The sequence below is a fragment of the Jeongeupia chitinilytica genome (genome assembly GCF_014652315.1).
GTDB classification, from domain to species: domain Bacteria; phylum Pseudomonadota; class Gammaproteobacteria; order Burkholderiales; family Chitinibacteraceae; genus Jeongeupia; species Jeongeupia chitinilytica.
Map to the genome: position 1 here is coordinate 26,282 of NZ_BMYO01000011.1, position 25,231 is coordinate 51,512.

At 66.3% G+C, this 25,231-nt stretch carries 21 protein-coding genes; 2 read left to right on the forward strand and 19 right to left on the reverse strand.

The genetic code is table 11. The features are described from left to right. Positions 1 to 184 precede the first annotated feature (184 nt). The 14 genes from IE097_RS17710 to IE097_RS17775 all read right to left on the reverse strand — a co-directional run bounded on the left by IE097_RS17710 (position 185) and on the right by IE097_RS17775 (position 18,741). Complete coding sequence (locus tag IE097_RS17710; protein WP_189462231.1) at positions 185 to 1,651, reverse strand: glutamate synthase subunit beta; 1,467 nt, start codon at positions 1,649 to 1,651, stop codon at positions 185 to 187. After that, positions 1,652 to 6,295 carry a glutamate synthase large subunit gene (gene gltB, locus IE097_RS17715; RefSeq protein WP_189462355.1) on the reverse strand — a complete coding sequence of 1,548 codons (4,644 nt, stop codon included), beginning with the start codon at positions 6,293 to 6,295 and terminating at the stop codon, positions 1,652 to 1,654. A 332-nt stretch (positions 6,296 to 6,627) separates the two neighbouring features. Further along, positions 6,628 to 7,131 carry an O-acetyl-ADP-ribose deacetylase gene (locus IE097_RS17720; protein ID WP_189462232.1) on the reverse strand — a complete coding sequence of 168 codons (504 nt, stop codon included), beginning with the start codon at positions 7,129 to 7,131 and terminating at the stop codon, positions 6,628 to 6,630. Further along, positions 7,128 to 8,390, reverse strand: coding sequence for an APC family permease (locus IE097_RS17725; RefSeq protein WP_189462233.1), 1,263 nt, complete (start codon positions 8,388 to 8,390; stop codon positions 7,128 to 7,130). Before IE097_RS17725 ends, IE097_RS17720 begins: the two co-directional genes overlap by 4 nt. 1 nt (position 8,391) lies before the next feature. Next, entirely contained in the window at positions 8,392 to 9,291 is a 900-nt protein-coding gene (gene hemF, locus IE097_RS17730) for an oxygen-dependent coproporphyrinogen oxidase (protein ID WP_189462234.1), read from the reverse strand. A 280-nt stretch (positions 9,292 to 9,571) separates the two neighbouring features. Continuing rightward, complete coding sequence (locus IE097_RS17735; protein ID WP_189462235.1) at positions 9,572 to 10,045, reverse strand: copper chaperone PCu(A)C; 474 nt, start codon at positions 10,043 to 10,045, stop codon at positions 9,572 to 9,574. A gap of 17 nt (positions 10,046 to 10,062) precedes the next feature. Beyond that, positions 10,063 to 10,473 carry a hypothetical protein gene (locus IE097_RS17740; protein WP_189462236.1) on the reverse strand — a complete coding sequence of 137 codons (411 nt, stop codon included), beginning with the start codon at positions 10,471 to 10,473 and terminating at the stop codon, positions 10,063 to 10,065. A gap of 145 nt (positions 10,474 to 10,618) precedes the next feature. Continuing rightward, a complete protein-coding gene (panD, locus tag IE097_RS17745; RefSeq protein WP_189462237.1) occupies positions 10,619 to 10,999 on the reverse strand; it encodes an aspartate 1-decarboxylase in 381 nt (126 codons plus the stop codon). Between the two features lie 206 nt (positions 11,000 to 11,205). Next, the gene (locus IE097_RS19560) at positions 11,206 to 13,146 is read right to left on the reverse strand and encodes a M60 family metallopeptidase (protein ID WP_189462238.1); all 1,941 of its coding nucleotides are present in this window, start codon (positions 13,144 to 13,146) and stop codon (positions 11,206 to 11,208) included. Between the two features lie 260 nt (positions 13,147 to 13,406). Continuing rightward, the gene (locus IE097_RS17755; RefSeq protein ID WP_189462239.1) at positions 13,407 to 13,964 is read right to left on the reverse strand and encodes a hypothetical protein; all 558 of its coding nucleotides are present in this window, start codon (positions 13,962 to 13,964) and stop codon (positions 13,407 to 13,409) included. Between the two features lie 12 nt (positions 13,965 to 13,976). After that, positions 13,977 to 15,830, reverse strand: coding sequence for a ribonuclease catalytic domain-containing protein (locus IE097_RS17760; protein ID WP_189462240.1), 1,854 nt, complete (start codon positions 15,828 to 15,830; stop codon positions 13,977 to 13,979). Between the two features lie 102 nt (positions 15,831 to 15,932). Next, positions 15,933 to 16,949 (reverse strand): zinc-binding alcohol dehydrogenase family protein, encoded by a 1,017-nt coding sequence (locus IE097_RS17765; RefSeq protein ID WP_189462241.1) that lies wholly within the window; start codon positions 16,947 to 16,949, stop codon positions 15,933 to 15,935. After that, the gene (locus IE097_RS17770; RefSeq protein ID WP_189462242.1) at positions 16,946 to 18,055 is read right to left on the reverse strand and encodes an alkene reductase; all 1,110 of its coding nucleotides are present in this window, start codon (positions 18,053 to 18,055) and stop codon (positions 16,946 to 16,948) included. The genes IE097_RS17765 and IE097_RS17770 overlap by 4 nt, the downstream gene beginning before the upstream one ends. Beyond that, complete coding sequence (locus IE097_RS17775) at positions 18,052 to 18,741, reverse strand: SDR family NAD(P)-dependent oxidoreductase (RefSeq protein WP_189462243.1); 690 nt, start codon at positions 18,739 to 18,741, stop codon at positions 18,052 to 18,054. Before IE097_RS17775 ends, IE097_RS17770 begins: the two co-directional genes overlap by 4 nt. 108 nt (positions 18,742 to 18,849) lie before the next feature. On the opposite strand from IE097_RS17775, the gene IE097_RS17780 reads away from it, so the two are divergent. Next, positions 18,850 to 19,752: a LysR family transcriptional regulator gene (locus IE097_RS17780; protein WP_189462244.1), complete on the forward strand. Its 903-nt coding sequence runs from the start codon at positions 18,850 to 18,852 to the stop codon at positions 19,750 to 19,752. A 47-nt stretch (positions 19,753 to 19,799) separates the two neighbouring features. Here IE097_RS17780 and IE097_RS17785 read toward each other — a convergent pair whose 3' ends face one another. The 5 genes from IE097_RS17785 to hemA all read right to left on the reverse strand — a co-directional run bounded on the left by IE097_RS17785 (position 19,800) and on the right by hemA (position 24,483). Next, on the reverse strand, positions 19,800 to 20,147 hold the full coding sequence (locus tag IE097_RS17785; RefSeq protein WP_189462245.1) for a YgiW/YdeI family stress tolerance OB fold protein: 348 nt from the start codon (positions 20,145 to 20,147) through the stop codon (positions 19,800 to 19,802). A gap of 81 nt (positions 20,148 to 20,228) precedes the next feature. Then, a complete protein-coding gene (gene gorA / locus IE097_RS17790; protein WP_189462246.1) occupies positions 20,229 to 21,578 on the reverse strand; it encodes a glutathione-disulfide reductase in 1,350 nt (449 codons plus the stop codon). A 70-nt stretch (positions 21,579 to 21,648) separates the two neighbouring features. Continuing rightward, complete coding sequence (locus tag IE097_RS17795) at positions 21,649 to 22,071, reverse strand: (4Fe-4S)-binding protein (RefSeq protein ID WP_189462247.1); 423 nt, start codon at positions 22,069 to 22,071, stop codon at positions 21,649 to 21,651. 85 nt (positions 22,072 to 22,156) lie between these two features. Beyond that, positions 22,157 to 23,233 carry a peptide chain release factor 1 gene (prfA, locus tag IE097_RS17800; RefSeq protein ID WP_189462248.1) on the reverse strand — a complete coding sequence of 359 codons (1,077 nt, stop codon included), beginning with the start codon at positions 23,231 to 23,233 and terminating at the stop codon, positions 22,157 to 22,159. Beyond that, on the reverse strand, positions 23,230 to 24,483 hold the full coding sequence (gene hemA / locus IE097_RS17805; RefSeq protein WP_189462249.1) for a glutamyl-tRNA reductase: 1,254 nt from the start codon (positions 24,481 to 24,483) through the stop codon (positions 23,230 to 23,232). The genes prfA and hemA overlap by 4 nt, the downstream gene beginning before the upstream one ends. A 180-nt stretch (positions 24,484 to 24,663) precedes the next feature. Between hemA and IE097_RS17810 the strand changes: the two genes are divergently transcribed. Further along, entirely contained in the window at positions 24,664 to 25,227 is a 564-nt protein-coding gene (locus IE097_RS17810; RefSeq protein WP_189462250.1) for a hypothetical protein, read from the forward strand. Positions 25,228 to 25,231: the final 4 nt, after the last annotated feature.

Genomic DNA, 25,231 nt, shown 5'->3' on the forward strand with positions numbered 1-25,231 from the left:
AACTTGAGTGAATGGACGGCGCAATCTGCTGCGCAGTTCTCGCATATTCTTTCGGTAATTCTGCCTTGCAATGGCAAACAATTACTTTGCGTGTAATTTTATTTGCAGTTTTCATGCGGAATGCATGCGCGCAATACCAATAAAAAACCCCGCCGGAGCGGGGTTTTTTTATTGGTACAGGCAATCAGCGCGGCAGTAGCGAGCTGCCCATCAGGAAGGCGTCGACCTCGCGTGCAGCCTGACGGCCTTCGCGGATCGCCCACACCACCAGCGACTGGCCGCGACGGACGTCGCCGGCGGCAAAGACCTTGGCGACGTTGGTTGCGTAGCAGCCTTCACCGTCGGTCGTGGCCCTGGCGTTGCCGCGGCTGTCACGCTCGACGCCGAAGCCTTCGAGGATGTTCGCGACCGGATTGGTGAAGCCCATTGCCAGGAAGACGAGATCGGCCTTGATTTCGAACTCGCTGCCGGCAATTTCGACCAGCTTGCCGTCCTGCATTTGCACACGCACCGCCTTGATCGCGGTGAGCTGGCCGTTTTCGCCGACGAATTCCTTGGTCATCACGGCGAAGTCGCGCTCGACGCCTTCTTCATGGCTCGACGAGGTACGCAGCTTCAACGGCCAGTACGGCCACACCAGCGCCTTGTTTTCCTGCTCCGGCGGCATCGGCATCACTTCGAGCTGCGTCACCGCAACGGCACCGTGACGGTTCGACGTGCCGACGCAATCCGAACCGGTGTCGCCGCCGCCGATCACGACGACGTGCTTGCCGGTCGCCGAAATCGGGTTGGCGCCGTCACCGGCGACGGTCTTGTTCTGCGGAATCAGGAATTCCAGCGCGTAGTGCACGCCGGCCAGTTCACGCCCCGGTACCGGCAGATCACGCGGTACTTCGGCGCCACCGGCGAGGATCACCGCGTCGAACTCTGCCTTCAGCTGGTCCGGCGTGACCACGGTCTTCGCATCGTTGACGATACCGGCCGGCAGCTTGCCGTCGACCGAGACGATCGTCGACGTGCGGAAGGCCACGCCTTCGGCTTCGAGCTGCCCCATCCGGCGGTCGATCACGCTCTTCTCGAGCTTGAAGTCCGGAATGCCGTAACGCAGCAGGCCACCGACGCGATCGTTCTTTTCGAACACCGTCACGGCATGGCCGGCGCGCGCCAGCTGTTGTGCCGCGGCCAGACCGGCCGGGCCGGAGCCGACCACGGCGACGGTCTTGCCGGTCTTCACCGCGGCGATCTGCGGCTTGATCCAGCCCTCTTCCCAGCCCTTGTCGACGATGTAACGCTCGATCGACTTGATGCCGACCGGGTCGGCGTTGATGCCGAGCGTACAGGCCGCTTCGCACGGCGCCGGGCAGATGCGGCCGGTGAACTCGGGGAAGTTGTTGGTCGAGTGCAACACCGCCAGCGCGTCCTGCCAGTTGCCGCGGAACACGAGGTCATTCCAGTCCGGAATGATGTTGTTGACCGGGCAGCCGTTGTTGCAGAACGGAATGCCGCAGTCCATGCAGCGCGCGCCCTGCGTCTTCGCTGCATCGTCGACCAGACGTGCGACGAATTCGCGGTAGTGCGTGACGCGCTCGGCGACCGGCGCATAGCTTTCCGAAACGCGCTCGAATTCGAGAAACCCTGTGGGCTTGCCCATTTATGCAATCTCCTTCTGCTGCTCAGCCTTCGCGGCGGCCAGTTCCTTGAGCGCGCGGCGGTATTCGTTCGGATAGACCTTGATGAAACGGGCGCGGCTCGCGTCCCAGTCGGCCAGAATGGCCTTGGCTCGGTTGCTGCCGGTCAGGGCGGCATGACGTTCGACCAGCGACTTGAGCTGGGTTTCGTCGGCCAGATCGCGGTGACGCGGCTCGTCCGCCGATTGCTCGCCGGCCGGCAGGACGGCTTCGAGCGCGACCTGCGCCATATTGCAGCGATCGGCAAACGCGCCGTCTTCGTCGAAGACGTAGGCGATGCCGCCCGACATGCCGGCGGCGAAGTTGCGGCCGGTGTTGCCGAGCACGACGACGGTGCCGCCGGTCATGTATTCGCAACCGTGGTCGCCGACGCCTTCGACGACGGCGGTCGCACCCGAGTTGCGCACGGCAAAGCGTTCGCCGCTGACGCCGGCGAGGAAGGCCTCGCCATCGGTCGCACCGTACATCACGGTGTTGCCGACGATGATGTTGGCCGCGGTATCGCAAACGAAACCGGCCGCCGGGCGCACGATGATGCGGCCGCCCGACAGACCCTTGCCGACGTAGTCGTTGCCTTCACCGACGAGCTCGAAGGTGATGCCCTTGGCGAGGAAGGCCGCGAAACTCTGGCCGGCCGTGCCGTTCAGGCGGACGTGGATGGTGTCCTCCGGCAGGCCGGCGTTGCCGTAGCGGCGCGCGACCTCGCCCGACAGCATCGCGCCGACGGTGCGGTTGACGTTGATGATGGCCGTTTCGATCGCCACCTTGGCACCGGTCTCGAGCGCGGTTTGCGCCTTGGCGACCAGCACGTTGTCGAGCGATTTCTCGAGGCCGTGGTCCTGCACGTCGACGTGCAGGCGCGGCTCGGCAGCGTCGACCGCCGGCAGGTGGAACACCTTGCTGAAGTCCAGACCCTGCGCCTTCCAGTGTTCGATGCCGGCGCGCTTGTCCAGCAGGTCGGCGCGGCCGATCAGCTCGTCGAACTTGCGCACGCCGAGGCTGGCCATCAGTTCGCGGACTTCCTCGGCGACGAAGAAGAAGTAGTTGACCACGTGCTCCGGCTGGCCGGTGAAGCGCTGGCGCAGCACCGGGTCCTGCGTCGCGACGCCGACCGGGCAGGTGTTCAGGTGGCACTTGCGCATCATGATGCAGCCTTCGACGACCAGCGGCGCGGTCGCGAAACCGAACTCGTCGGCACCGAGCAGCGCGCCGATGACGACGTCGCGGCCGGTCTTCATCTGGCCGTCGACCTGGACGCGGACGCGACCGCGCAGACGGTTCAGCACCAGCGTCTGCTGGGTTTCGGCGAGGCCGAGTTCCCACGACGAGCCGGCATGCTTGATCGACGACTGCGGGCTGGCACCGGTGCCGCCGTCATGGCCGGCGATCACCAGATGGTCGGCCTTGGCCTTGGTCACGCCGGCGGCAACGGTGCCGACGCCGACTTCCGAGACGAGCTTGACCGAGATCGACGCCTGCGCGTTGACGTTCTTGAGGTCGTGGATCAGCTGGGCCAGATCCTCGATCGAGTAGATGTCGTGGTGCGGCGGCGGCGAGATCAGCCCGACGCCCGGCACCGAGTGGCGCAGGAAGCCGATGTATTCGGACACCTTGTGGCCCGGCAACTGGCCGCCTTCGCCCGGCTTGGCGCCCTGCGCCATCTTGATCTGGATCTGGTCGGCGTTGACGAGGTATTCGGCGGTGACGCCGAAACGGCCCGACGCGACCTGCTTGATCGCCGAACGCAGGCTGTCGCCTTCCTTGAACGTGTAGTCGCGTTCGATCCGGCTCTTGCCGATGACTTCGGACAGCGTCTGGCCGGCCTTGAGCGGGATGAAGCGCTTGGCGTCTTCGCCGCCTTCGCCGGTATTGCTCTTGCCGCCGATGCGGTTCATCGCCAGCGCCAGCGTGCTGTGCGCTTCGGTCGAGATCGAGCCGAGGCTCATCGCGCCGGTCGCGAAGCGCTTGACGATGTCCTTGGCCGATTCGACTTCGTCGAGCGGCACCGGCGCGCCGACCGGCTTGATCTCGAACAGGCCGCGCAACGTCAGGTGACGCTTGGTCTGGTCGTTGATCAGCGCCGCGTATTCCTTGTAGGTCGAATACTGGTTCGAGCGCGTCGCGTGCTGCAGCTTGGCGATCGAGTCCGGCGTCCACAGATGGTCTTCGCCACGGATGCGGAAGGCGTAGTCGCCGCCGGCGTCGAGCGCGTCGGCGAGTACCGGGTCCTGCGAGAATGCGGCGGTGTGCAGCTTCAGCGCTTCCTCGGCGACCTCGAACAGGCCGATGCCTTCGACGTTCGAGCTGGTGCCGGTGAAGTATTTGTCGACCAGCGCCTTCTGCAGGCCGACGGCTTCGAAGATCTGTGCGCCGGTGTACGACATGTAGGTCGAGATGCCCATCTTGGACATCACCTTCATCAGGCCCTTGCCGACCGCCTTGATGAAATGCTTCTGGTACGTGGCCGCGAGCTCAAGATCACCGTTGGCGAAATCGGCCAGCGTGGCCATGGCCAGATACGGGTGGACCGCTTCGGCACCGAAGCCGCCGAGCAGCGCGAAGTGATGCGTTTCACGCGCCGAACCGGTTTCGACGACCAGACCGGTGCTGGTGCGCAGGCCCTGCTTGACCAGATGCTGGTGCACCGCCGACGTCGCCAGCAGCGCCGGAATCGCGACATTGGCGCCGTCGAGCTTGCGGTCCGACACGATCAGGATGTTGGCACCGCCCCTGACCGCGTCCTCGGCTTCGGCCGCGAGCGACGCAAGGCGTGCCTCGATGCCGGCCTTGCCCCACGCCGCCGGGTAACAGATGTTCAGTTCGTGCGAGCGGAACTTGCCGCCGGTGTACTTGCCGATGTGGCGGATTTTCTCGATGTCGCCGGCCGACAGCACCGGTTGCGACACTTCGAGGCGGATCGGCGGGTTGATGTCGGCCGGGTTCAGCAGGTTCGGCTTCGGGCCGATGAACGACACCAGCGACATCACCAGGTCCTCGCGGATCGGGTCGATCGGCGGGTTGGTCACCTGGGCGAACAGCTGGCGGAAATAGTTGTACAGCGGCTTGGCCTTGCCCGAGAGTACGGTCAGCGCCGAGTCGTTGCCCATCGAGCCGGTGGCTTCTTCGCCGTTTTCGGCCATCGGCTTGAGGATGACCTTGATGTCTTCCTGCGTGTAGCCGAAGGCCTGCTGGCAGTCGAGCAGGCTGCTACAGGGCGACTTCGGCACTTCGGTCGCGTCCTGCACTTCGTCGAGCTTGATGCGGATCTTGTCGACCCACTCGCGGTACGGCTTGGCATTGGCGAGGCCGTCCTTGATTTCCTTGTCGTCGATGATGCGGCCCTGTTCCATGTCGATCAGGAACATCTTGCCCGGCTGCAAACGCCACTTCTGCGCGATGCGCTCGTCGGCGATCGGCAGCACGCCCGATTCGGACGCCATGACGACGAGGTCGTCCTTGGTCACGAGGTAACGCGCCGGACGCAGGCCGTTGCGGTCCAGCGTCGCGCCGATCTGGCGGCCGTCGGTGAACGCCACGGCGGCCGGGCCGTCCCACGGCTCCATCATCGCGGCATGGTATTCGTAGAAACCGCGGCGGTTTTCGCCCATCAGCGTGTGCTTTTCCCACGCTTCCGGAATCATCATCATCACCGCCTGCGCGAGCGAGTAGCCGCCCATCACCAGCAGTTCGAGCGCGTTGTCGAACGACGCCGAGTCGGACTGGCCCGGATAGATCAGCGGCCAGACCTTGTTCAGGCTGTCGCCGAGCACCGGCGAGCTGATCGCGCCTTCGCGCGCGCGGATCCAGTTGACGTTGCCGCGCACGGTGTTGATTTCGCCGTTGTGCGCGATCATCCGGAACGGATGCGCCAGATCCCAAGTCGGGAAGGTGTTGGTCGAGAAACGCTGGTGGACCAGCGCCAAGGCCGAGACACAGCGTGCATCGGCGAGGTCGTGGTAGTAGACGCCGACCTGGTCGGCGAGCAGCAGGCCCTTGTAGTTGACCGTGCGCGCCGAGAACGACGGCACGTAGAACTCGTGACCGTGGGTCAGCTTCAGGCGGCGGATCGCGTGGCTGGCGTCCTTGCGGATCACGTAGAGCTTGCGTTCGAGCGCGTCGGTGACGAGGACGTCCGGACCGCGGCCGATGAAGATCTGCCGGATCACCGGCTCCTTGGCCTTGACCGCCGGCGACATCGGCATCGTCGCATTGACCGGCACGTCACGCCAGCCGAGGACAACCTGACCTTCGGCGCGCGTGGCGCGTTCGATTTCTTCCTGACAGGCTGCGCGCGACGCAGCTTCCTGCGGCAGGAACACCATGCCGACGCCGTACTCGCCCACCGGCGGCAGCGCCACGCCCTGCTTGGCCATTTCTTCGCGGAACAGCGCGTCCGGAATCTGGATCAGGATGCCCGCACCGTCGCCGGCGAGTGCATCGGCACCGACGGCACCGCGATGGTCGAGGTTCTTCAGGATCAGCAGACCCTGCTCGACGATCGAATGACTCTTCTGTCCCTTCACATGGGCAATAAAGCCGACGCCACAGGCGTCGTGTTCATTGGCAGGGTCGTACAAGCCCTGCTGCTCTGGCTTTGCCGGGTCCATCACGCTCGTTTCCTTTCCAGCGCACGCTGGCCTGATGCAATAAATGAATGCAAAAAAATCGCGAAAAAAAAGCCGGCCACAGGCCAGCTTTTTCGAGGTGTTCGGGCAGTCTGCAAAGCCGTGTCTTGTGGACAGGCGCGGCGCGCGAATCAGATTAGGCCGACATCCGCACATTCCGCCGAGGGCAAGGGCTGCACCAACCACAAACCGGTACTATTTGGCTTGGTCGGATGATCGAGTGTGCCAGAAAAATTCGGCGCTGCATTGTTTGAAACGCAAAAAACTTAATGTAGGTCAGTACCTTGGGACTACATGCGCTCAGCGGTCAGCGGTCAGCGGTCAGCGCCAAGCCTTGCCCGGTAAGCGTTCAGCGCGCCGTCATCGAAAGGAACAAAGCGGATTTCGGCGACACCAAACGGCGCCGCCAGTACGGTGGTGACGGCAATATCGACCGCCGCGGCCAGCGGATAACCGTAGACGCCGCAGCTGATCGCCGGAAACGCGATGCTCGCCACACCGTTCTCGGCCGCCAGTTTCAGGCATTCGCGATAGCAGCTGGCCAGCAGTTCGGCCTCGCCATGGCCGCCTCCCCGCCAGACCGGACCGACGGTGTGGATCACGTGGCGTGCCGGCAGCAGATAGCCACCGGTGATGCGCGCCTGCCCGGTCGGGCAGCCTTTCAAACTGCGGCATTCGGCCAGCAGTCCGGGGCCGGCGGCGCGATGGATCGCGCCGTCGACGCCACCGCCGCCGAGCAGCGATTCGTTCGCGGCATTGACGATCGCGTCGACCGCCATCGTCGTGATGTCGCCCGGCGTGATCAGGATGCGGCTCATGCCTTGCTCCCGACCCGGATCGCGACCGACTGCCGCCACCACGCCCAGCCGGCGACCAGCGCGATCGCCAGCGCCGACCAGCGCGCGCCGGAAACGAAGAACGGCACGAATACCGCCGTACCGAGCAGCGCCGCCAGCGCCCGGCGTCGCGTTGCCGCATCGGGGAAATGCCGCCACGCCGCCCAGAAGGTGAACAGGTAGACGAGCAGGAAGTTGAGGTCGGCCAGGTGGATGATCGCCGTTTCGTTCTGCCCGGACAGCCGCAGCCCGAGCAGTACCAGCGCGTAAAGCCCCGCCAGCAGCCACAGCGCCGGCACCGGGGTCTCGCCACGGCCTTCGGTGCGGGCCAGCCACGCCGGCAGGCCGCCGTCGCGTGCGGTTGCCGACATCAGCCGTCCGGCCGCGAGCACCCAGACATTGCTGGTGACGAACAGCAGCACACCGCCGATCAGGTCGGCGGCCAGCCCGGCCCGCGGGCCGACACTGCGCGCCAGCAGGTCGGTGATCACCGCATACTGGCCGGCGATGTCGCTGGCCGGCACGACCAGCGCGTAAACGACGGCGATGCCGAGGTAGAGCCCGCCGACCGCGACCAGCGCCAGCCGGATCGCACGCGGGAACGTCGTTTCCGGCGTCCGGACCTGGGTGGCCACGGTCGAGACGTTTTCCCAGCCGAGAAAGGAAAAGAAGCACACCGATGCGGCAATTCCGACCGCCCACAGGCCGTTCGGCGCGAACGGCGCCAGATTGGCCGGGTCGCTGGCCGGCAGCGCCAGTACCAGCACGCCGATCAGCACGATGACCAGCAAGGAGAGCATCGCCGTCTGCGCCCGGCTGCCGAAACGCAGGCCGCCGAGGTTGAACGCCACATTGCCCCACATCACCGCGATTGCCGTCAGCGTCAGCCCCCACGGACTGGTGATGCCGAGCGCGTGGCAGAAGTAGCGCGCCGCAGCGAGGCCGACGACCGGGTTGCCGAGGATCATCGTCCCGAGCAGCAGCAAGGCGGCGATCCGTGCCATCACCGGCGGGAAACACACGCCGAGGAAGCGGACGATGCCGCTGCTGTCCGGATACGCGACCGAAATGCGCGCGAACACCAGCGCCACCGGGTACGACAGCGCCACCAGCGCCAGCCACGCGATCAGCGCCGCCGGGCCGGCAATCTCGGCCGCCATCGCCGGGATCACCAGAATCCCCGAGCCGACCAGCGACGACACGTAGTACGCGGTCAGGTGGCGGGTGCTGAGCAGCGACATCTCAGGCCAGCCAGTCGCGGATCGGCAGGAAATCGGTCAGCAGGCGCTCTTCTTCCGAGCCCTGCGGTGGCTGCCAGTCGTAGCGCCATTTGGCCGATGGCGGCATCGAGCACAGGATGGATTCGGTCCGGCCGCCCGACTGCAGGCCGAACAGCGTGCCGCGGTCCCAAACGAGGTTGAACTCGACGTAACGCCCGCGCCGGTACGCCTGCCATTCGCGCTCGCGCTCGGCCCAGGGCAGCTCGCGCCGACGTTCGACGATGGTCGTGTACGCCGGCAGGAAGGCGTCGCCGACGGCGCGGATCATCGCGAAACCACCGTCGAAGCCGAGCTCGGTCAGGTCGTCGAAAAAGATGCCGCCGATGCCGCGCGCCTCGTTGCGGTGCTTGAGGAAGAAGTAGCGGTCGCACCAGGCCTTGAACTTTGGGTAGTAGGCCTCACCGGACGGCGCCAGTGCATCGCGGCAGGTTGCATGGAAGTGGACCGCGTCCTCTTCGAAGCCGTAGTAGGGCGTCAGGTCCATGCCGCCGCCGAACCAGAACACGTCGTCGACGCCGTCGGCATAGGCGCGGAAGAAGCGTACGTTCAGGTGGACGGTGGGGATGTAGGGATTCTTCGGGTGCAGCACCAGCGACACGCCCATCGCCTCCCAGGCGCGGCCGGCCAGCTCCGGCCGGTGCGCGGTCGCCGACGCAGGCATCGCATCGCCGAGCACGTGCGAGAACAGCACGCCGCCGCGCTCGAACAGTGCCGACTCCTCGATCACCCGGCTGACCCCGCCGCCGCCGGCCGGGCGCTCCCAGCGGTCGGCGATGAAGGTGCCACCGTCGTACGCCTCCAGTGTGGCAACGATGTTCTGCTGCAGCGAAAGCAGGTAGTCCTTGACGGCGATCGGGTTCATTCGGCGTTCCGGTTAATCAGTGGCAATCCCCGGATGATACGCCTGTCGCCGCCCTGCTTCGCGCGGCAGCCGACGGCAAAACGGCCCGTTACACGGGCCGCTGAACGATAGCTCACCTCAGTAGGCGAACGAGCCAAAGCAGTTTGTTCACGCCCGAAGCGCAGGAACCGGAATGGACATCAAGTCCATGAGGACGACCCGAAGGTAGCCCCCTTGCGGGGATCCGGAGCATCGGACGAGGACAAAAATGCGCGGGCGCAGGCGCCTAATGAGGTCGAGCTCAGTGCTGGTGCATCGTCTCGGCCTTGGCCCCCATCGCCTCGACCTTGATGTCGACCTTGACGTTGCCGGCGCGCTTGAACTTCAGCGTCAGCGGAAACTTGTCGCCCTCTTTCAGCGGTACCGCCAGCTTGAACAGCATCACGTGATAGCCGCCTGGCTTGAGCTCGGTCTCGGCCTTGGCCGGGATGTCGACGGCGGTCACCGCGTTCATTTTCATCACGCCGTTGTCGAGTTTCATCTGGTGCAACTCGGCCTTGTCGGCCGCATCAGTCTCGACACCGATCAGTTGGTCGGCCGTATCGCCGTTGTTTTTCACCAGCAGGAAGACGCCGGCATTCTGCGCACCCGGTGGCGTGGCGCGCGTCCACGGGTGATGGATGAACAGGTCGCCGGCCTTGTATTCGTGGGCGTTGGCGGTCAGCGACAGCGCGGCCAGAACAAGGCCGCAGCAGAAGGTGCGAAGGGAAATCATCGGAGGATCCTGTGGAGTCATTGAAGGGTGGCGCGGGACGATGACACCGCCGGCGGCCCCCTCGCCCGGCACGCCGGCGCATCACCACCGCAATCCACAAGCGACACCACGGCGACTTCGACCGCGTGGAGCGGATCGAACGGCACGGTCGGCAACGTGGCCGTCAGCGCCGCCGGCATGCAGCAAGGCGCGTCATGGCAATCGGTAGCATTGCCGGACGGCACGGGGCCGGCGGCGGAGCAGACGACGGGTTTTGTCGCCGTGGCATACGCCAGCGGCAAGCCGCGACCGGACAGTGCAAGGCAGAGCAGCAGCAGCGTCAGCAGGCGAACGCGCATCGGAACCCGGTCGGGATGAGAATGGGACGGATTGTACGGACGCACGCAGGCAACAAAAAGGCCAGACTGCGGGGCCTGGCCTTGGTGCATGCATCGCACAGCGTGCTCAAATCAGATATCGGTAATATTCACAAAAAAAGCAAGCATTTTTCCTGCCGTCGATCACCGCCAGCCGGGCTGCCAGCCAAAACAAGGGCCACCCGAAGGTGGCCCGATTCGGCAACAGCCCTGAGGATCAGGCCAGTTGCGGCGGCGTGGCGCTCTTGACACTGACGATGCGGTTGGCTTCGTTGACGAAGACCAGCGACGGCGAGTGCTGCTTCAGCTCGGCTTCGTCGTAGCGGCCGAAGGTCGCGATGATCAGCAGATCGCCGACCTGGGCCTGGCGTGCCGCCGAGCCGTTGACCGAGATGATGCCCGAGCCGCGCGCCGCCTTGATGGCATACGTCGCCAGACGGGCGCCGTTGGTGACGTTCCAGATCTCGATTTCTTCGAATTCGAGGATGTTGGCCGCTTCCAGCAGATCCTCGTCGATCGCACACGAACCCTCGTAATTGAGTTCCGAATGCGTCGTCGTAACGCGGTGGATCTTGGATTTGAGCATCGAACGTTGCATGGCGAACCTCGGCCTGACCGAAACGGGTAAACAGGGCTCAGGATTATAAACCTCGTGTCCGGCAATCCAAGCGGTATTTTCGCCAAGCCGCCGGCTTGAGCCATCCTTCCGTCCCGCTGGGACACGCAAGGCACGGTTTCGATCCGCCAGCGCGAAAAAAAACCGGGCACAAGGCCCGGCCAACGAGTGCTCCAGAAAAAACGGCTTCAGTAGAATTTGTACCTGATGTTGCTGTCCCGGTTGTCCCAGATCGGCGCGGACAACGGCTGCAGCCCCATCGCCGACAGCGTCGACTTCGTCGCCGCATCGACCGGAATCCCCCAGCGCTCGAAAAAGCCGCTCAGGTCGTAACTGGCGACGCGGCTGGTCTCGATCACGAAGGTCTGCTTCCTGGCCGCGTCGGTCGCCGGACGCTGCGCCGCCGGCATGTTCCGGTAGTTGGTGCCGAGCTTTGCGTAAAAGTCGCGACCGAAAGCCAGATCGAGCTGCCAGAACATCGTCGCCCGCACGAACAGGTCGGACTGCGCGGCAAAATCGCGGCCCGGCTGCGCCAGATAGGCGAAGGTCTTGGTCCACGTGCCCTGCGTTTCGTAGCGCGACGGCTGGCCCAGCGCACGCTGCACGTAGGCCGACGACAGGTTGACCGTGACCTCGGTCTGGTCGGCCCAGGTCATCGTCGACATCTGGTACTGGTGGCCGAGCTCGTGCCACGGGCCCCAGCCGTCGGTTGCGAGTTTGCCCGCGTTGAGTACCGCGCCGATCGCGCCGTCGTCGGATGCGCTGGCCATCCGGTACTGCCACGAATACATCCAGCCGGTGTACGGCGACAGCTCGACGAAGTGGAAGCGGTGCGGCGTCGGGTTGTGCGGCCAGGCGTTGCCCGGCCTGATGCCGTACTGCTCGTCCTCGAGGTCGACGACGCGGTCCCACAGCTGCAGCAGCGCCACCGGATCATCGACGTGCTTCTTCGCCTTGGCCAGCGTCGCCGTCAGCATGGTCCGCTTGCCGACGAGTTCGGCATACGGCGCGTTGCCGTAGGTCGCGAGCATCTGTGTCCAGTCGGCAGCGCTGTGCTGGCCGAGCACGAAGCGCGGCATCACCCGGCCGCCGGAGACGATCTCGACATTCATCTCGCCACCGGTCGGGTCATTGAATACCGAGACGTAGACGGCGCCGGTCTTTGTGGCCGTGATCGTCGTCGAACCGGTCGCCAGTTTCACCTTCTGGTCGCTGTCGTAGTTCCAGGTATCGTCGTCGATCGAATGGATCCAGATTTCCGGCACCCGGCTCGGTGCGGCGCCGGTGGCGTAATAGCTGACGACGAGCACGTCGCCGGGCTGGACCCAGTAGCCGGTCGACTGGAACGGTGTGTGGTTGAACGAGCGCAACTGCGCCGAACGCAGCTTGCCGATATCGCCCGGCTGCTCAAGCAGCAGCTTGCGGGCCGGAACGAGGCTAGCGGATGGCGCAGGTGCCGGTGTGGGTGCCGGTGTGGGTGCCGGTGTTGGAACCGGTGTTGGAACCGGCGTCGGTGCTGGCGTCGGTGCTGGCGTCGGTGCCGGCGTCGGTGCTGGTGTCGGTGCTGGTGTCGGTGTCGGTGCTGGTGTCGGTGCTGGTGTCGGTGCTGGTGTCGGTGCTGGTGTCGGTGCTGGTGTCGGTGCTGGTGTCGGTGTTGCCGAACCGATCAACAGCCAGACCTTGCCCGAACCGGCAATGCCGGAACTGGTTGCCGGGCTGTCGCCGCGTGTCCACCACTGGTTCTCGTACACCTTGCCGTTGAAGCTGACCCGTTGTCCTGCGGTATCGTAGGTTCTGGCTGCGTCCCAGGCCGGATACTGCCCCGCCGGGGCCGGAGTTGCGACAGGTGCCGGTGCCGGAGCGGGCGTCGGAACCGGTGTAGGGGTTGGCGCAGGCGATGGGGCGGGAGTCGGCGCTGGTGTGGACGCCGTACCGGCGATCTCCCACGGTCCCCACTGCTCGGCACCCGGCGTGTTGCCCTGCGTCCACCATTTGGCGCGCCAGGTCTTGCCGGCGAAGTCGGCGGTGTCCCCGGCCACGTAAATCCGGGTGTTGTTCCACGCTGCAGCCCACGCCGGCGACGTCAGTGCCAGCAGCAGCGCTGCGGCGATCGTCCGCTTCTTCCCCATCCCGCCTGTCCTTGATTGTCCACTCCGTCGGCAGACGGAGGCAGGCGATTCTTAAGGCGATGCCGGGGCAAGGCAAGCGTCAGTCAGGCTTAAATATCATCAAAACAACATATTCTAATGACATGCCTTTCTGGCAAGAGGAGGAGGCGGTCACCCGTCCGCCCGGACCTGCCGGTCATCGCATTCCCTCGGCGGATCGGCGGCGGTAGCGGGCATGAAAAAACCGGCCGCCCGGGCCGGTTTCCGGTGCGCCTGCCGATTCAGGCGGCGCGATAGACGAGGCAGCCGTCGAGCAGGAATTCGCCCGGCGCGACCCGGTCGCCGAGTTCGACCCGCTCGAAATTGAGCTGCGCACCGTCGACGACGACCCAGGCCGGGATCGGCTTGTCGCCGTAGCGGCCGACCAGTTCGTCGGCACGCACGACGTTGCGGTGCTCGACGCGCGGTGGCTGACTCGGCGGCGTGTCGGGCTCGGATTGGGGCCGGGCGGCATCGGGGGCCGACGCGGGATTCAGTTCGCCGGCCTGCGTCGGCAGGTTGCGCAGGTAAAGCCCGAACGCCCACGCGGGAATGATCACCCGGCGTACCCGCTTGGTGTTGTCGACGACGCAGGCAATGCCGAACGAGTCGCCGCATTTGGGGCAACGGGCGGTTGCGGCGATCGCCAGATGGTCTTCGACCAGCCGGGCCGCGCCTTCCATGTCGCGCGCCTGCAGCATGGTGCCGCAGCGCACGCACGGCTTGGAGAATTGCTTGACCTGCTCGCCGTTGCGAAAGCGCACCGGCAGCAGTTCATCGAGTTTTCGTTTGGGCAACATGGTCGGACCCGCTTACATCGTCGCCAGACGGCATTCGACGGTCAGTTCAAGAAAATCGATCGCCAGCCTCTGCAGTTTGACCGTCGAGCCGGCCGGCAATTCCGGCAGACCCGGCACCCGCATCACCAGCGGCAGGCCGTCGACGCGCACCAGGTTTTCCTTGATCAGCGTCGCACCCAGTTCGGTCAGGTTCTCCTGTTCAAGGTAGCGCAGGCACCAGTAGCGTTCCATCTTGTCCTGGAACTCGCCGTAGGCGGCATACGCGGTGTCGAACGCACCGATCGCACCGAACAGTTCGGCGTCGTTCTTCGCGAAGCGCGGCGTGGTGCCGCGGATCATCGCAACGATCTGGGTCTGGTTGACGAAGTCGACCGCGCGCCGCAGCGGCGAGCTCGACCATGCGTAGCACTCGACGCCGAGGCCGACGTGCGGGCCGAACTGCGTCGTCATGCGCACGCGGCCCTGCCCCTGCACGCGGTAGATCGCGGCGATTTCGGCCTTGTGCAGGTCCATGCCCCAGTGGCGGTTGACGAAGATCATCAGTTCGGCGACGAGCTTGTCCATCGGCGAACCGCGTTTCCTGGGCAGGATGCGGACTTTCTTCGTGCCGTCGTCGAGCCTGTCGACGTAGAAGCTGTAATCGAGCCGGACCGGCGCGTTCGGGTCTTCGGCACGACCGCGGCGCGCTTCGAGCGCGTTGGCCAGTTGCCAGAGGAAGTTCAGTTCGCGCTTGTACGGGTAGTCGCCGCCATCCTGACCGGCGGTGTCCTCGTTGAAATGCGTTTCGATCTGGTCGTGCCGGAGGTTGGCGACGATGGGCACGCGCTCGACGACGGAGCGGTGGCCGACAACATCGAGCCCCGGGTTCAGTTCGACGTACATGCTCACCGCCGGACGCGCACTGCCGGTTTCCAGCGTGAACACGTTCACTGCCGAGTCGGGCAGCATGGTGATCTTGTCGCCGGGGAAGTACACCGTCGACAGCCGTTCGAACACCTGCACGTCGAGCGGGCTTCCGGGGGCGATGCCGAGCACCGGCGCGGCGATGTGGATGCCGACTTCCCAGTTGCCGTTGGCGAGCTGCCTGATGCTGAAGGCGTCGTCGATTTCGGTCGTCGTCACGTCGTCGATCGAGAACGCCTCGACATCGGCGACCGGCAGATCGTCCGGCGCGGCAATCGCAGCGTCGGTCACGCCGTCACGGCCCTTGGGGAAGTATTCGAGTTCGAAGCCGTCGAGGAAATACTGTTCGACATCGGCAATCGCGCCGATGCGCTCGAGCAGGCGCAGAACGCTGGTCTGCTGCGCATCGGCCGCGGCGGCGAGCGCCTTGTATTCGAGGCCGTTCTTGTCCGGACGATGGATCAGCCGCTTCAGGCCCGCACGGAACGCTTCCGGCAGGGTGCCGGCTTCGAGCTCGGCCTGCCAGGCGGCCATCTGTTCGGCTTCGCGCTTCTTGCGCTCGATGCCGGCCAGCGCCGCCTTGACGTTCTCTTCCGGCGCCGCCTTGTAGCGGCCACGGCCCTTCTTGTAGAAGTACATCGGTGCCTGGGCGATGCGGATCAGCGCCGCCGCCTGCTGTTGCGGCGTCGGGCCGGCACCGAAGTATTCGGCGGCGATGTCCTCGAAACCGAACTCGTCGGCGCCGCAGACTTCCCACAGGAAATCGACGTCGATCTCGCCGGCCAGCGCTTCGGCCTCGGCCAGCAGCGTCGCCGGATCCGGACGCTCGAACTTGAGCAGCACATTGGCCGCCTTGATCTTGCTGCGCTTGCCGCGCACGTCCTCGATCATGAAGCTGGCGGCTTGCGCCTCCTTCACCGTGGCGACCTTGAAGCCGCCATCCTCGTCATAAAAAACGTGCATACACCGCGCAGCCCGGACAAAACCGCCGATTATACAGCAGCGGCTTTGCCGGACAGCGGCGAAAACGTCGTCAAATCAAGGCCCGGACCGGCGGTTGGCGCCTCAGAAACCGGCAAGCACGATCTTGCCGATCGTCTGACCGGCCTCGAGCGTCGCGTGGGCGCGCTTGAGGTTGGCCGCGTTGATCGCGCCGTAGTGCGCACCGACGGTGGTGCGGATCGCGCCCGCATCGACCAGGCGCGCCACTTCGGTCAGCAGTTCATGCTGCTTCACCATGTCGGCGGTCCGGTACATCGCCCGGGTGAACATGAATTCCCAGACGAAGGTCGCGCTCTTGGACTTCAGCAGGTTCAGGTCCAGCAGCGTGCTGTTTTCAACGATGCTGACGATCCTGCCTTGCGGCGCGATCACCTGCGCCATCGTGGCGAAGTGCTGGTCGGTGTCGTTGAAGCACAGCACGTAATCGACGGTCTCGTGGCCCAGCGCCTTGAGTTGCGCGGCAATGTCCTCGCGGTGATCGACGGTTGCGTCGGCGCCGAGCTGCGTGACCCAGTCGCGCGATTCGGGCCGCGACGCGGTGGCGATCACCGTCAGCCCGGCAACGACCCTGGCGAGCTGGATCGCGATCGAGCCGACGCCGCCCGCGCCGCCGATGACCAGCGCGGTCTTGCCGCGATCGGCGCCGGTTGCACTGACGCCGAGCCGGTCGAACAGTGCTTCCCACGCGGTGATCGCCGTCAGCGGCAGCGCCGCTGCGTCGGCGGCATTCAGGCTGGCCGGACGCAGCGCGGCGATGCGTTCGTCGACGAGCTGGTACTCGGCGTTGCAGCCCGGGCGGGTGATGTCGCCGGCGTAGTAGACCGGGTCGCCGACCTTGAACAGCGTCACGTCCGGGCCGACGGCCTCGACCACCCCGGCGGCGTCCCAGCCGAGCACGCGGGGGCTGGTCTCGACCTTGTCTTTCGGTGCGCGCACCTTGGTATCGACCGGATTGACGGCAATCGCCTCGATTTTCACCAGCACGTCGCTGCCGGCGGCCACGGGTTTGGGCAATTCGACATCGAGCAGTGCATCGGCATCGGTGATCGGCAGGTAACGGTTCAGGGCGACGGCTTTCATGCGGGTTCTCCTGGTGCGGCAAAGGTCGGGTAATCGGTGTAGCCGGCGGCATCGCCGCCGAACAGCGTGGCCGGATCGAGCGCGGCCAGCGGCAGACGGTGTTGCAAGCGGGCCGGCAGATCCGGATTGGCGACGAAGGGCCGGCCGAAGGCGACCAGATCGGCCCAGCCGGCAGCGAGCACCGCTTCGGCGCGTGCTGCGTCGTAGCGGCCGGCGACGATGATCGTGTCCTTGAAGCGCGATCGCAGCGCCACGCGGAAATCGTCCGGAATCTGCGGTGCGTCGTCCCAGTCGGCCTCGGACAGGTGCAGGTAGCCGACCTTGCCGGCCAGCCACTCGCTGGCCAGCAGAATGGTGCCGATGATCTCCGGGTCGGCCATGTCCTTGAACGTGACGAACGGCGCCAGCCGGATGCCGGTACGCCCGGCGCCGATCTCGTCGGCAACCGCACTGACCACTTCCTGCAGGAAGCGCAGCCGTTTTGCCGGGCTGCCGCCGTAATCGTCGTCGCGGTGGTTGGATACGCTGCGCAGGAACTGGTCGACCAGATAGCCGTTGGCGCCGTGGATCTCGACGCCGTCGAAACCGGCGGTCATTGCGTTGCGCGCGGCAACGCGGAAGTCCTCGACGATCCCGGCGATTTCCTCGACCGTCAGCGCACGCGGCATCGGGCAATCGAGCATGCGCCCGATCCCGTCGTCCCCGACGACCCAGACCTGCGTGCCCTGCGGCCGGATTGCCGATGGCGCAACCGGCTGTCCGCCGTCGTGGAACACCGGGTGCGACACGCGGCCGACATGCCACAACTGCAGATAGATGCGCCCGCCGGCGGCGTGTACCGCGTCGGTCACCTTGCGCCAGCCGTTGACCTGTTCGGCGCTGTAGGCCCCGGGTGTGAACGAGTAGCCCTGGCTGGCCGCGCTGATCTGCGTCGCTTCGGTGACGATCAGCCCGGCACCGGCGCGCTGCGCGTAGTACTCGGCCATCAGGGCGTTGGGAATGTCGCCGGGCTGGGTGGTCCGCGCCCGCGTCATCGGCGCCATGACGATGCGGTTCTTCAGCGTGTCGCCACCGAGCGTGTACGGGGTAAACAGGGTGCGGCTCATAGCAGGGCCCCTGCTTCGAGGTCGAGGACAGAACCGGTCATCGCGGCCTGCGTCATGGCCAGCAGGTAAAGCTGCGCCAGATCGGCCGGTTCGACCACCCGCCCCAACGGCAGGCTGGCGCCGATGCCGGCGAGCCTGTCGTCGCGCGCGGCACCGCTGCCCCAGCTCCCCGTTGCGGTGACACCGGGCGACACCACGTTGACGCGGCGCGGCGCCAGCTCCCTGGCGAGGTTGCGGCCCAGCGCCTCGGTCGCGGCATTCAGCGTCGCCTTGGTCACGCCGCCGACCGACGGCTTGCGCGACAGCACGCCCGAGGTCAGCACGATCGATGCATCGGCGGCCAGTTTCGGCAACAGCGCCTGGATCAGCGCGATCGTGCCGAAGAACTTGACCTCGAAACCGAGCCGCCATTCGGCCAGGTCGGCATCGGCAAAGCGCGGCGACGACACGCGGGCACCGGCGCTGAACACGACGTGATCGAGCACCGGCAGCGCGGCGACGGCGCTGCCGAAGTGGGCCGGTGCGGCCAGATCGATCGCCAGCGGCGTGGCGCCGGCCGGCACGTCGGCGCTGCGGCCGGCTGCGTAGACCCGCGCACCGGCGGCCAGCGCTGCGTCGACGACCGCACGGCCGATGCCCTGGGTGCCGCCGACAACGAGGACCGTTTTTCCATTCAGTGTTGCCACGCGTTTTGCTCCAGCGGATGAGGTGAAGCGATGATGCGCCCCTCACACCCAATGAAAAACAGCGTAATGTTCAAAACATATTCAAAAATATGTTGATAAAGGCAAGGCATGGCGACCGAACCACCAGGCTGGGACTGGTTCCTGCGCATCGTCGAACGCGGCTCGCTCTCGGGTGCGGCGCGCGACCTGAACCAGACGCCGGCCGCGCTGTCGGTGGCGCTGAAACGGCTGGAAGTCCAGCTCGGCGTGCGGCTGTTCCTGCGCAGCACGCGGCAGTTGTCGCTGACTGCCGAGGGCGAGATCTGGTACCGCAGCGCGCTGGCGGCACAGCAGGCACTCGACGCCGGCCGTGATGCGCTGGCCGCGCACCGGGGCGAGCTGGTCGGGCCGTTGCGGATTTCGGCCCCGTCGGATTTCGGCCGCCAGTTCGTCGTCGACTGGCTCGACGCCTTCTGCGGCCAGCATCCGGGCATCGTGCCGTGGCTGACGCTGTCCGACCGGGTCGACGATCTGGTCGCCGACTCGATCGACCTCGCCTTCCGCGCCGGCGAGCAGGACGGCAGCGTGATCGCCACAGCGCTGGCGCCGGACAACCGCCGGGTGCTGGTCGCCAGCCCGGCCTACTGGGACCGCCACGGCCGGCCCGACTCGCCCGCCGGGCTGAGCGGCCACGCCTGCCTCGCGTTCAGCATCCGCGACAGTGCCCACGTCAGCTGGCGCTTTCACCGCGACGGCGAGACCGAGTCGGTACAGGTGGCACCGGTGCGCCATGCCAACGACGGCGCCATCGTCAGCGAATGGGCGCGGCGCGGCTGGGGTGTCGCCTACAAGTCGCGGCTCGACGTCGCCAACGACCTCGCCGCGGGACGACTGGCCCAGGCGCTTGCCGACTGGCAGGGCGAGCCGACGCCGATGTACATCGTCCGCCCCGGCGCCCGTCAGCTGCTGCCGCGGGTGCGCGCGTTCCGCGACTTCTGCCTGGGCCAGCTCGACCGGCCGATTCCAACCTGAACCGGCGGCACGGCAATGAAAAAACCCGCCGGATGGCGGGTTGGGTTTTACTTGATGATCTCGACCAGCTTGACGTCGATGTCCTCGAAGCCGGTGAGCCTGCTGCGGTCGACCTTGCCCGACAGGCGCACCTTCATCTGCGGGGTGATGTCCTGCGTCGGCCATTTGTCGTGGTCGATTTCGACCTTGATCGAACCGGTGTTGTCGCGGAACTCGTAGTGGTCACCCTGGATCTGCTTGACGATGTAGCCTTCAAGCACCACCGGCAGATCGTCGGCGGCCTTGGCCGCTTCGGCCGCCGTGGTCATCAGCGGTGCGCTGTTCGGGCCGACGAAGGCGGCGGCGGCCAAACCGGTACTCAGTGCCAGCACGCTGGCAAGAATGATCTTTTTCATGGTTTCTCCTTGTTGTTCGAACCGGATCAACCGGATTCGAGTGCAAACAGTCCACTGCGGTTCCTGCCACTATTCACGCCGCTACGACGCCTGACGCAGCGTCACCAGCTCCTCGGCCGCGCTCGGGTGCAGCGCCATCGTCATGTCGAACTGCGCCTTGGTCGCACCGGCCGTCAGCGCCACCCCGGCCAGCTGGATCATTTCGGCCGCCGCATCGCCCAGCACGTGGACGCCGACGACACGGTCGGTCGCCCCGTCGACCAGCAGCTTCATCAGCATCCGGTCCTCGCCGTCGGCAAACGCCGAACGCATCGTCCTGAAACCGGTGCGGAACACCTTGAGCTGCGGATAGCGTTCGCGCGCGGCCGCTTCGGGCAGGCCGACCGTGCCGAGTTCGGGCGTCGAGAACACCGCGGTCGGGATCAGCTCGTAATCGATGGGCTGCGGCACCCCGCCGAACTCGCGGTCGGCGAAGGCATGGCCTTCGCGGATCGCCACCGGCGTCAGGTTGACGCGGTCGGTGACATCGCCGACGGCGAACACCGACGGCACGCTGGTCCGCGAAGCGGCATCGACCAGAATCGCGCCCGACTTGGCCAGCGCCACGCCGGCGTTGTCGAGACCGAGTCCGCCGGTGTAAGGCCGCCGGCCGGTGCACAGCATCACGGCATCGGCATGAACGACGCTGCCGTCCGACAGCGTGACCGCCAGCCCGCCCGCGTCGCGGACGATGCGGCTGACCGTCGCCCCGAGTCGCAGCCCCATGCCCTTGCGGCCGTAGCTGCTCGCCAGTTCGTCGGCAAGCTCGGTGTCGAAGCCGCGCAGCAGGCGCTCGCCGCGATGCACCAGCGTCGTCTCGCTGCCGAGGCCGGCGAAGATGCCGGCGAATTCGACCGCGATGTAGCCGCCGCCGACGATGACGATGCGGCGCGGCAGCTCGGCCAGGTGGAAGGCTTCGTCCGAGGTGATCGCCAGCTCCTGCCCTTCGAACGCCGGGCCGCGGTAGGGCCGGCCGCCGGTGGCGATCAGGATCTTGCCGGCATGGACGCGTGACCCGTCGGCCAGACGCACGGTATGCGCGTCGTCGAGGACCGCCCGCTGCGCGTGGATGGTGACGCCGGCCTTGTCGAGGTTGCGCCGGTACACCGATTCGAGCCGCGCGATTTCACGGTCCTTGTTGGCGATCAGCGTCGCCCAGTCGAACGACGTCTCGCCGACCCGCCAGCCGAACGCGGCCGCTTCGTCAAAGTCGCCCTGATAGCGGCTGGCGTAAACGAGCAGCTTTTTCGGCACGCAGCCGCGGTTGACGCAGGTGCCGCCGAAGTTCGCTTCCTCGGCAATCGCCACCTTTGCACCGTGACCGGCCGCGATCCGCGCGGCGCGCACGCCGCCCGATCCGGCACCGATGACGAACAGATCCACCTTTTCCATGCAGCCTCCCCTTTGCGTCCGATCCTCCTACCCTGGCTTGACCGCACGGGCGTCGCCGAAGTTCGGACCGTCAACGCGACTTGAAGCCGATGCGCTGGTGCGAACCATCGCAAAACGGCTTGTTTGCCGACGCCCCGCAACGGCACAGCGCGGTCGTCGGCCCCGGACACGACTCTACCGCGCCATCGGCCAGCGCGACCATCACCGGGCCGCGCACCAGCAAGGGACCGTCGGTCTGCGGCTCGATCTGCAGCACGCCTTCGGCCGTCCCCCGCTGGCGCTCGTCGACGAGACTCAACGCGCCCGACGGACATTCGCGCACCTGGCGCACGATGTCGGCACTCGCCGCCGCATTGATCCTGATCCACGGCCGGCCGGCCGGATCGAACACCGCCGGCAGGCCGCTGAAACAGCGCCGGGAATGGATGCACTTTTCCGCCTGCCACAGCACGGTGACTTCGCCGTTGCTGTAGCGTTTTCCTTGCTCGCTCATCGCCGCGCTCCTCTTCGGGTGGCTGTACTCCAAATCTAGGCGACGGCGGTGCTGCCAAGCAAAACGGCCCTTGCGGGCCGTTGCGTCATTCGCCGAGCTGCGCGAGCAGTTCGGCCTGCTGTTCGTTGATCAGCGCCTGCGTCAGCTCGTCGAGATCGCCGTCCATGATCGCATCGAGCTTGTACAGCGTCAGGTTGATCCGGTGGTCGGTCATCCGGCCTTGCGGGAAGTTGTAGGTGCGGATGCGCTCGCTGCGGTCGCCCGAGCCGATCAGGCTCTTGCGCTCGGCGGCTTCCTTGCTCTGACGCTCGCGGTCCTGCACGTCCTTGATCCGCGCCGCCAGCACGGCCAGCGCGCGCGCCTTGTTCTTGTGCTGCGAGCGGTCGTCCTGGCACTCGACGACGATGCCGGTCGGCAAGTGGGTGACGCGCACCGCCGAGTCGGTCTTGTTGATGTGCTGGCCGCCGGCACCGCTGGCGCGGAAAGTGTCGATGCGCAGGTCGGCCGGGTTGATGTCGATTTCGCCGACTTCGTCCGCCTCGGGCATCACCGCAACGGTGCACGCGCTGGTGTGGATGCGCCCCTGGGTTTCGGTCGCCGGCACACGCTGGACGCGGTGACCGCCCGATTCGAACTTGAGCCGCGAATACGCGCCGAAGCCGGCAACACGCGCGATCACTTCCTTGTAGCCGCCGAGGTCGGACTCGCTGGCCGAGACGATCTCGACCTGCCAGCGCTGGCGCTCGGCATAGCGTGTGTACATGCGGAACAGGTCGGCGGCAAACAGCGCCGACTCGTCACCGCCGGTCCCGGCGCGGATTTCGAGGAAGATGTTGCGCTCGTCGTTCGGGTCCTTGGGCAGCAGCGCCTTCTGCAGCTCGGCATCGAGTCCGGTGATGCGCGCCTTGCCGGCGGCGATCTCTTCCTCGGCCATTTCCTTCATGTCCGGGTCGGCCAGCATCTCTTCGGCCGTCGCAATGTCGGCCTCGGTCGCGCGGAAGGCGTTGTACAGCGCGACGACCGGTTCGAGCTCGGCGTGTTCGCGCGTCAGCTTGCGATAACGGTCCATGTCGCGGGTCGCGTCCTCGGACGCGAGCAGCGCGCCCACTTCTTCAAGCCGGTCGCACAGTTGCGAGAGTTTGGTCTGGATCGACGGTTTCATGTCTGGTCGGGAAGGCGGAACAGCCGCCGCGTACAGGCGGCCAGCGGTTCCTGGTCTTGGGGGGATGCCGCGTTCAGGCTCGCGAGCGGGGCATGCAGGATTTTTGCGGCGACCTGCTCGGCAAGGCGTTCGAGCACGTCGTCGATGTCGTCGCCGGCGGCGAGGCGTTTCTTCGCCCGCGCCAGTTCGTTGCGCGCCACGCGGTCGGCCTGATCCTTGAGTTCGCGGATGGTCGGCACCAGCGCGCGCGTCGCCTGCCATTGCTTGAACGCGGCGACACCGTCGGCCACGAGCGCTTCGGCGGCGTCGACTTCGGCAGTGCGCGACGCCAGTCCCTGGCGGACGACTTCGGACAGATCGTCGACGGTGTACAGATAGGCATCGGCCAGATCGCCGACTTCGGCCTCGACGTCGCGCGGCACGGCCAGGTCGACGAAGAAGATCGGCTTGCGCTTGCGTGCCTTCAGCGCCCGCTCAACCATGCCCTTGCCGATCAACGGCAACGGTGCGGCGGTCGAGCTGACGACGATGTCGAATTCGGCGAGCCGGGTGGCAATGTCGGTGAGCAGCATCGCTTCGCCGCCGTACTGCGCCGCCAGCGTTTCGCCGCGTTCGAGCGTGCGGTTGGCGATGACGATGCCGCGCGGCTTGTGCGCGGCGAAATGCGCGGCGCACAGGTCGATCATTTCGCCGGCGCCGACAAACAGCACCTTGCATTCGGACACGCTGGTGTAGATCCGTTCGGCCAGCCGGACCGACGCCGCAGCCATCGACACCGACGACGCGCCGATCTTCGTTTCGGTACGCACGTCCTTGGCGACCTGGAAGGCACGCTGGAACAGGCCGTTGAGCAGCACGCCGAGGCTGCCGGCGCTGCGCGCGGCGCGCTCGGCATCCTTGAGCTGACCGAGGATCTGCGTTTCGCCGACGACCATCGAATCGAGGCCGCAGGCCACCCGGAAAGCGTGCCGGACCGCGGCATCGTGCTCGTAGCGGTAGAGATGCGCCGAGATGTCCTCGACACTGCGGCCGCGACTGGCAGCCAGCCAGCCGAGGACGGCATCGACGTCGCGCGCGTTGCAATAGAGCTCGGTGCGGTTGCAGGTCGACACGATCGCCGCCTCCTGCACGCCGCGGACCTGGGTCAGTTCGGCCAGCGCCTTGGGCAGCTCGGTATCGCCAAATGCCAGCCGCTCGCGTACCGCCAGCGGGGCTGTCTGATGATTGAGGCCAAGGACGAGCAGATTCATTGCGGAGCGGACGGGGCGTGCGGATGCAAACCCCGCATTTTAACCCGCCGTCCCCCGCACGTCTTGCCTGCGGGAAACATTGCCAAATCGCAACGGAACGCAGCCAATTGTCGCGGCCCAGCGGCGGCGGCGGCCGAAGGTCCTAGCATCGCGACCACCTCCCTGCGAGTAAGCAGAATCATGAAAGATACCTTACGCCTGCTGTTACTTTACCCGCACCTGATCGCCTGTTGCGTGGCCATCGGCGCTACCGTGCTCGCCGATATGAAAATCATGGGCCAACGCACCGGCCACGGCGATCGGGCGCTGTTGCAGCTCGTCAGCCGGGTCGTGCTGGTCGCGCTGGCGGTGCTGTGGTGCACCGGTCTCTCGATCATCGTGCTCGATTTCGGCCACTGGCCAGGCTGGGCCGAACTGGTCGCCAAGCCCAAGCTGATCAGCAAGCTCGTCGTCGTCAGCGTGCTGACGCTGAATGGCGCCGCACTGCATCACTACGCCCTGCCGCGCCTGCTGCCGACCTCCGTCGACCGGGCCAAGCTGTGCCGCACGCAGCGGCTACGCCTTGCGTGCATCGGCGGCGTGTCGGCGGCGTCATGGGCGTTTGCCGCCTTCCTCGGCATTGCCCGGCCGCTGGCGAACAAGCTCAGCACCGGCGGCTTTCTCGGCCTGTATCTGGCCGCGCTGGCCGTTGCACTCGGTATCGGTCTGATCTCGGCACCGCGTTTGCGCGCGCTGCCGTTCTGACCCC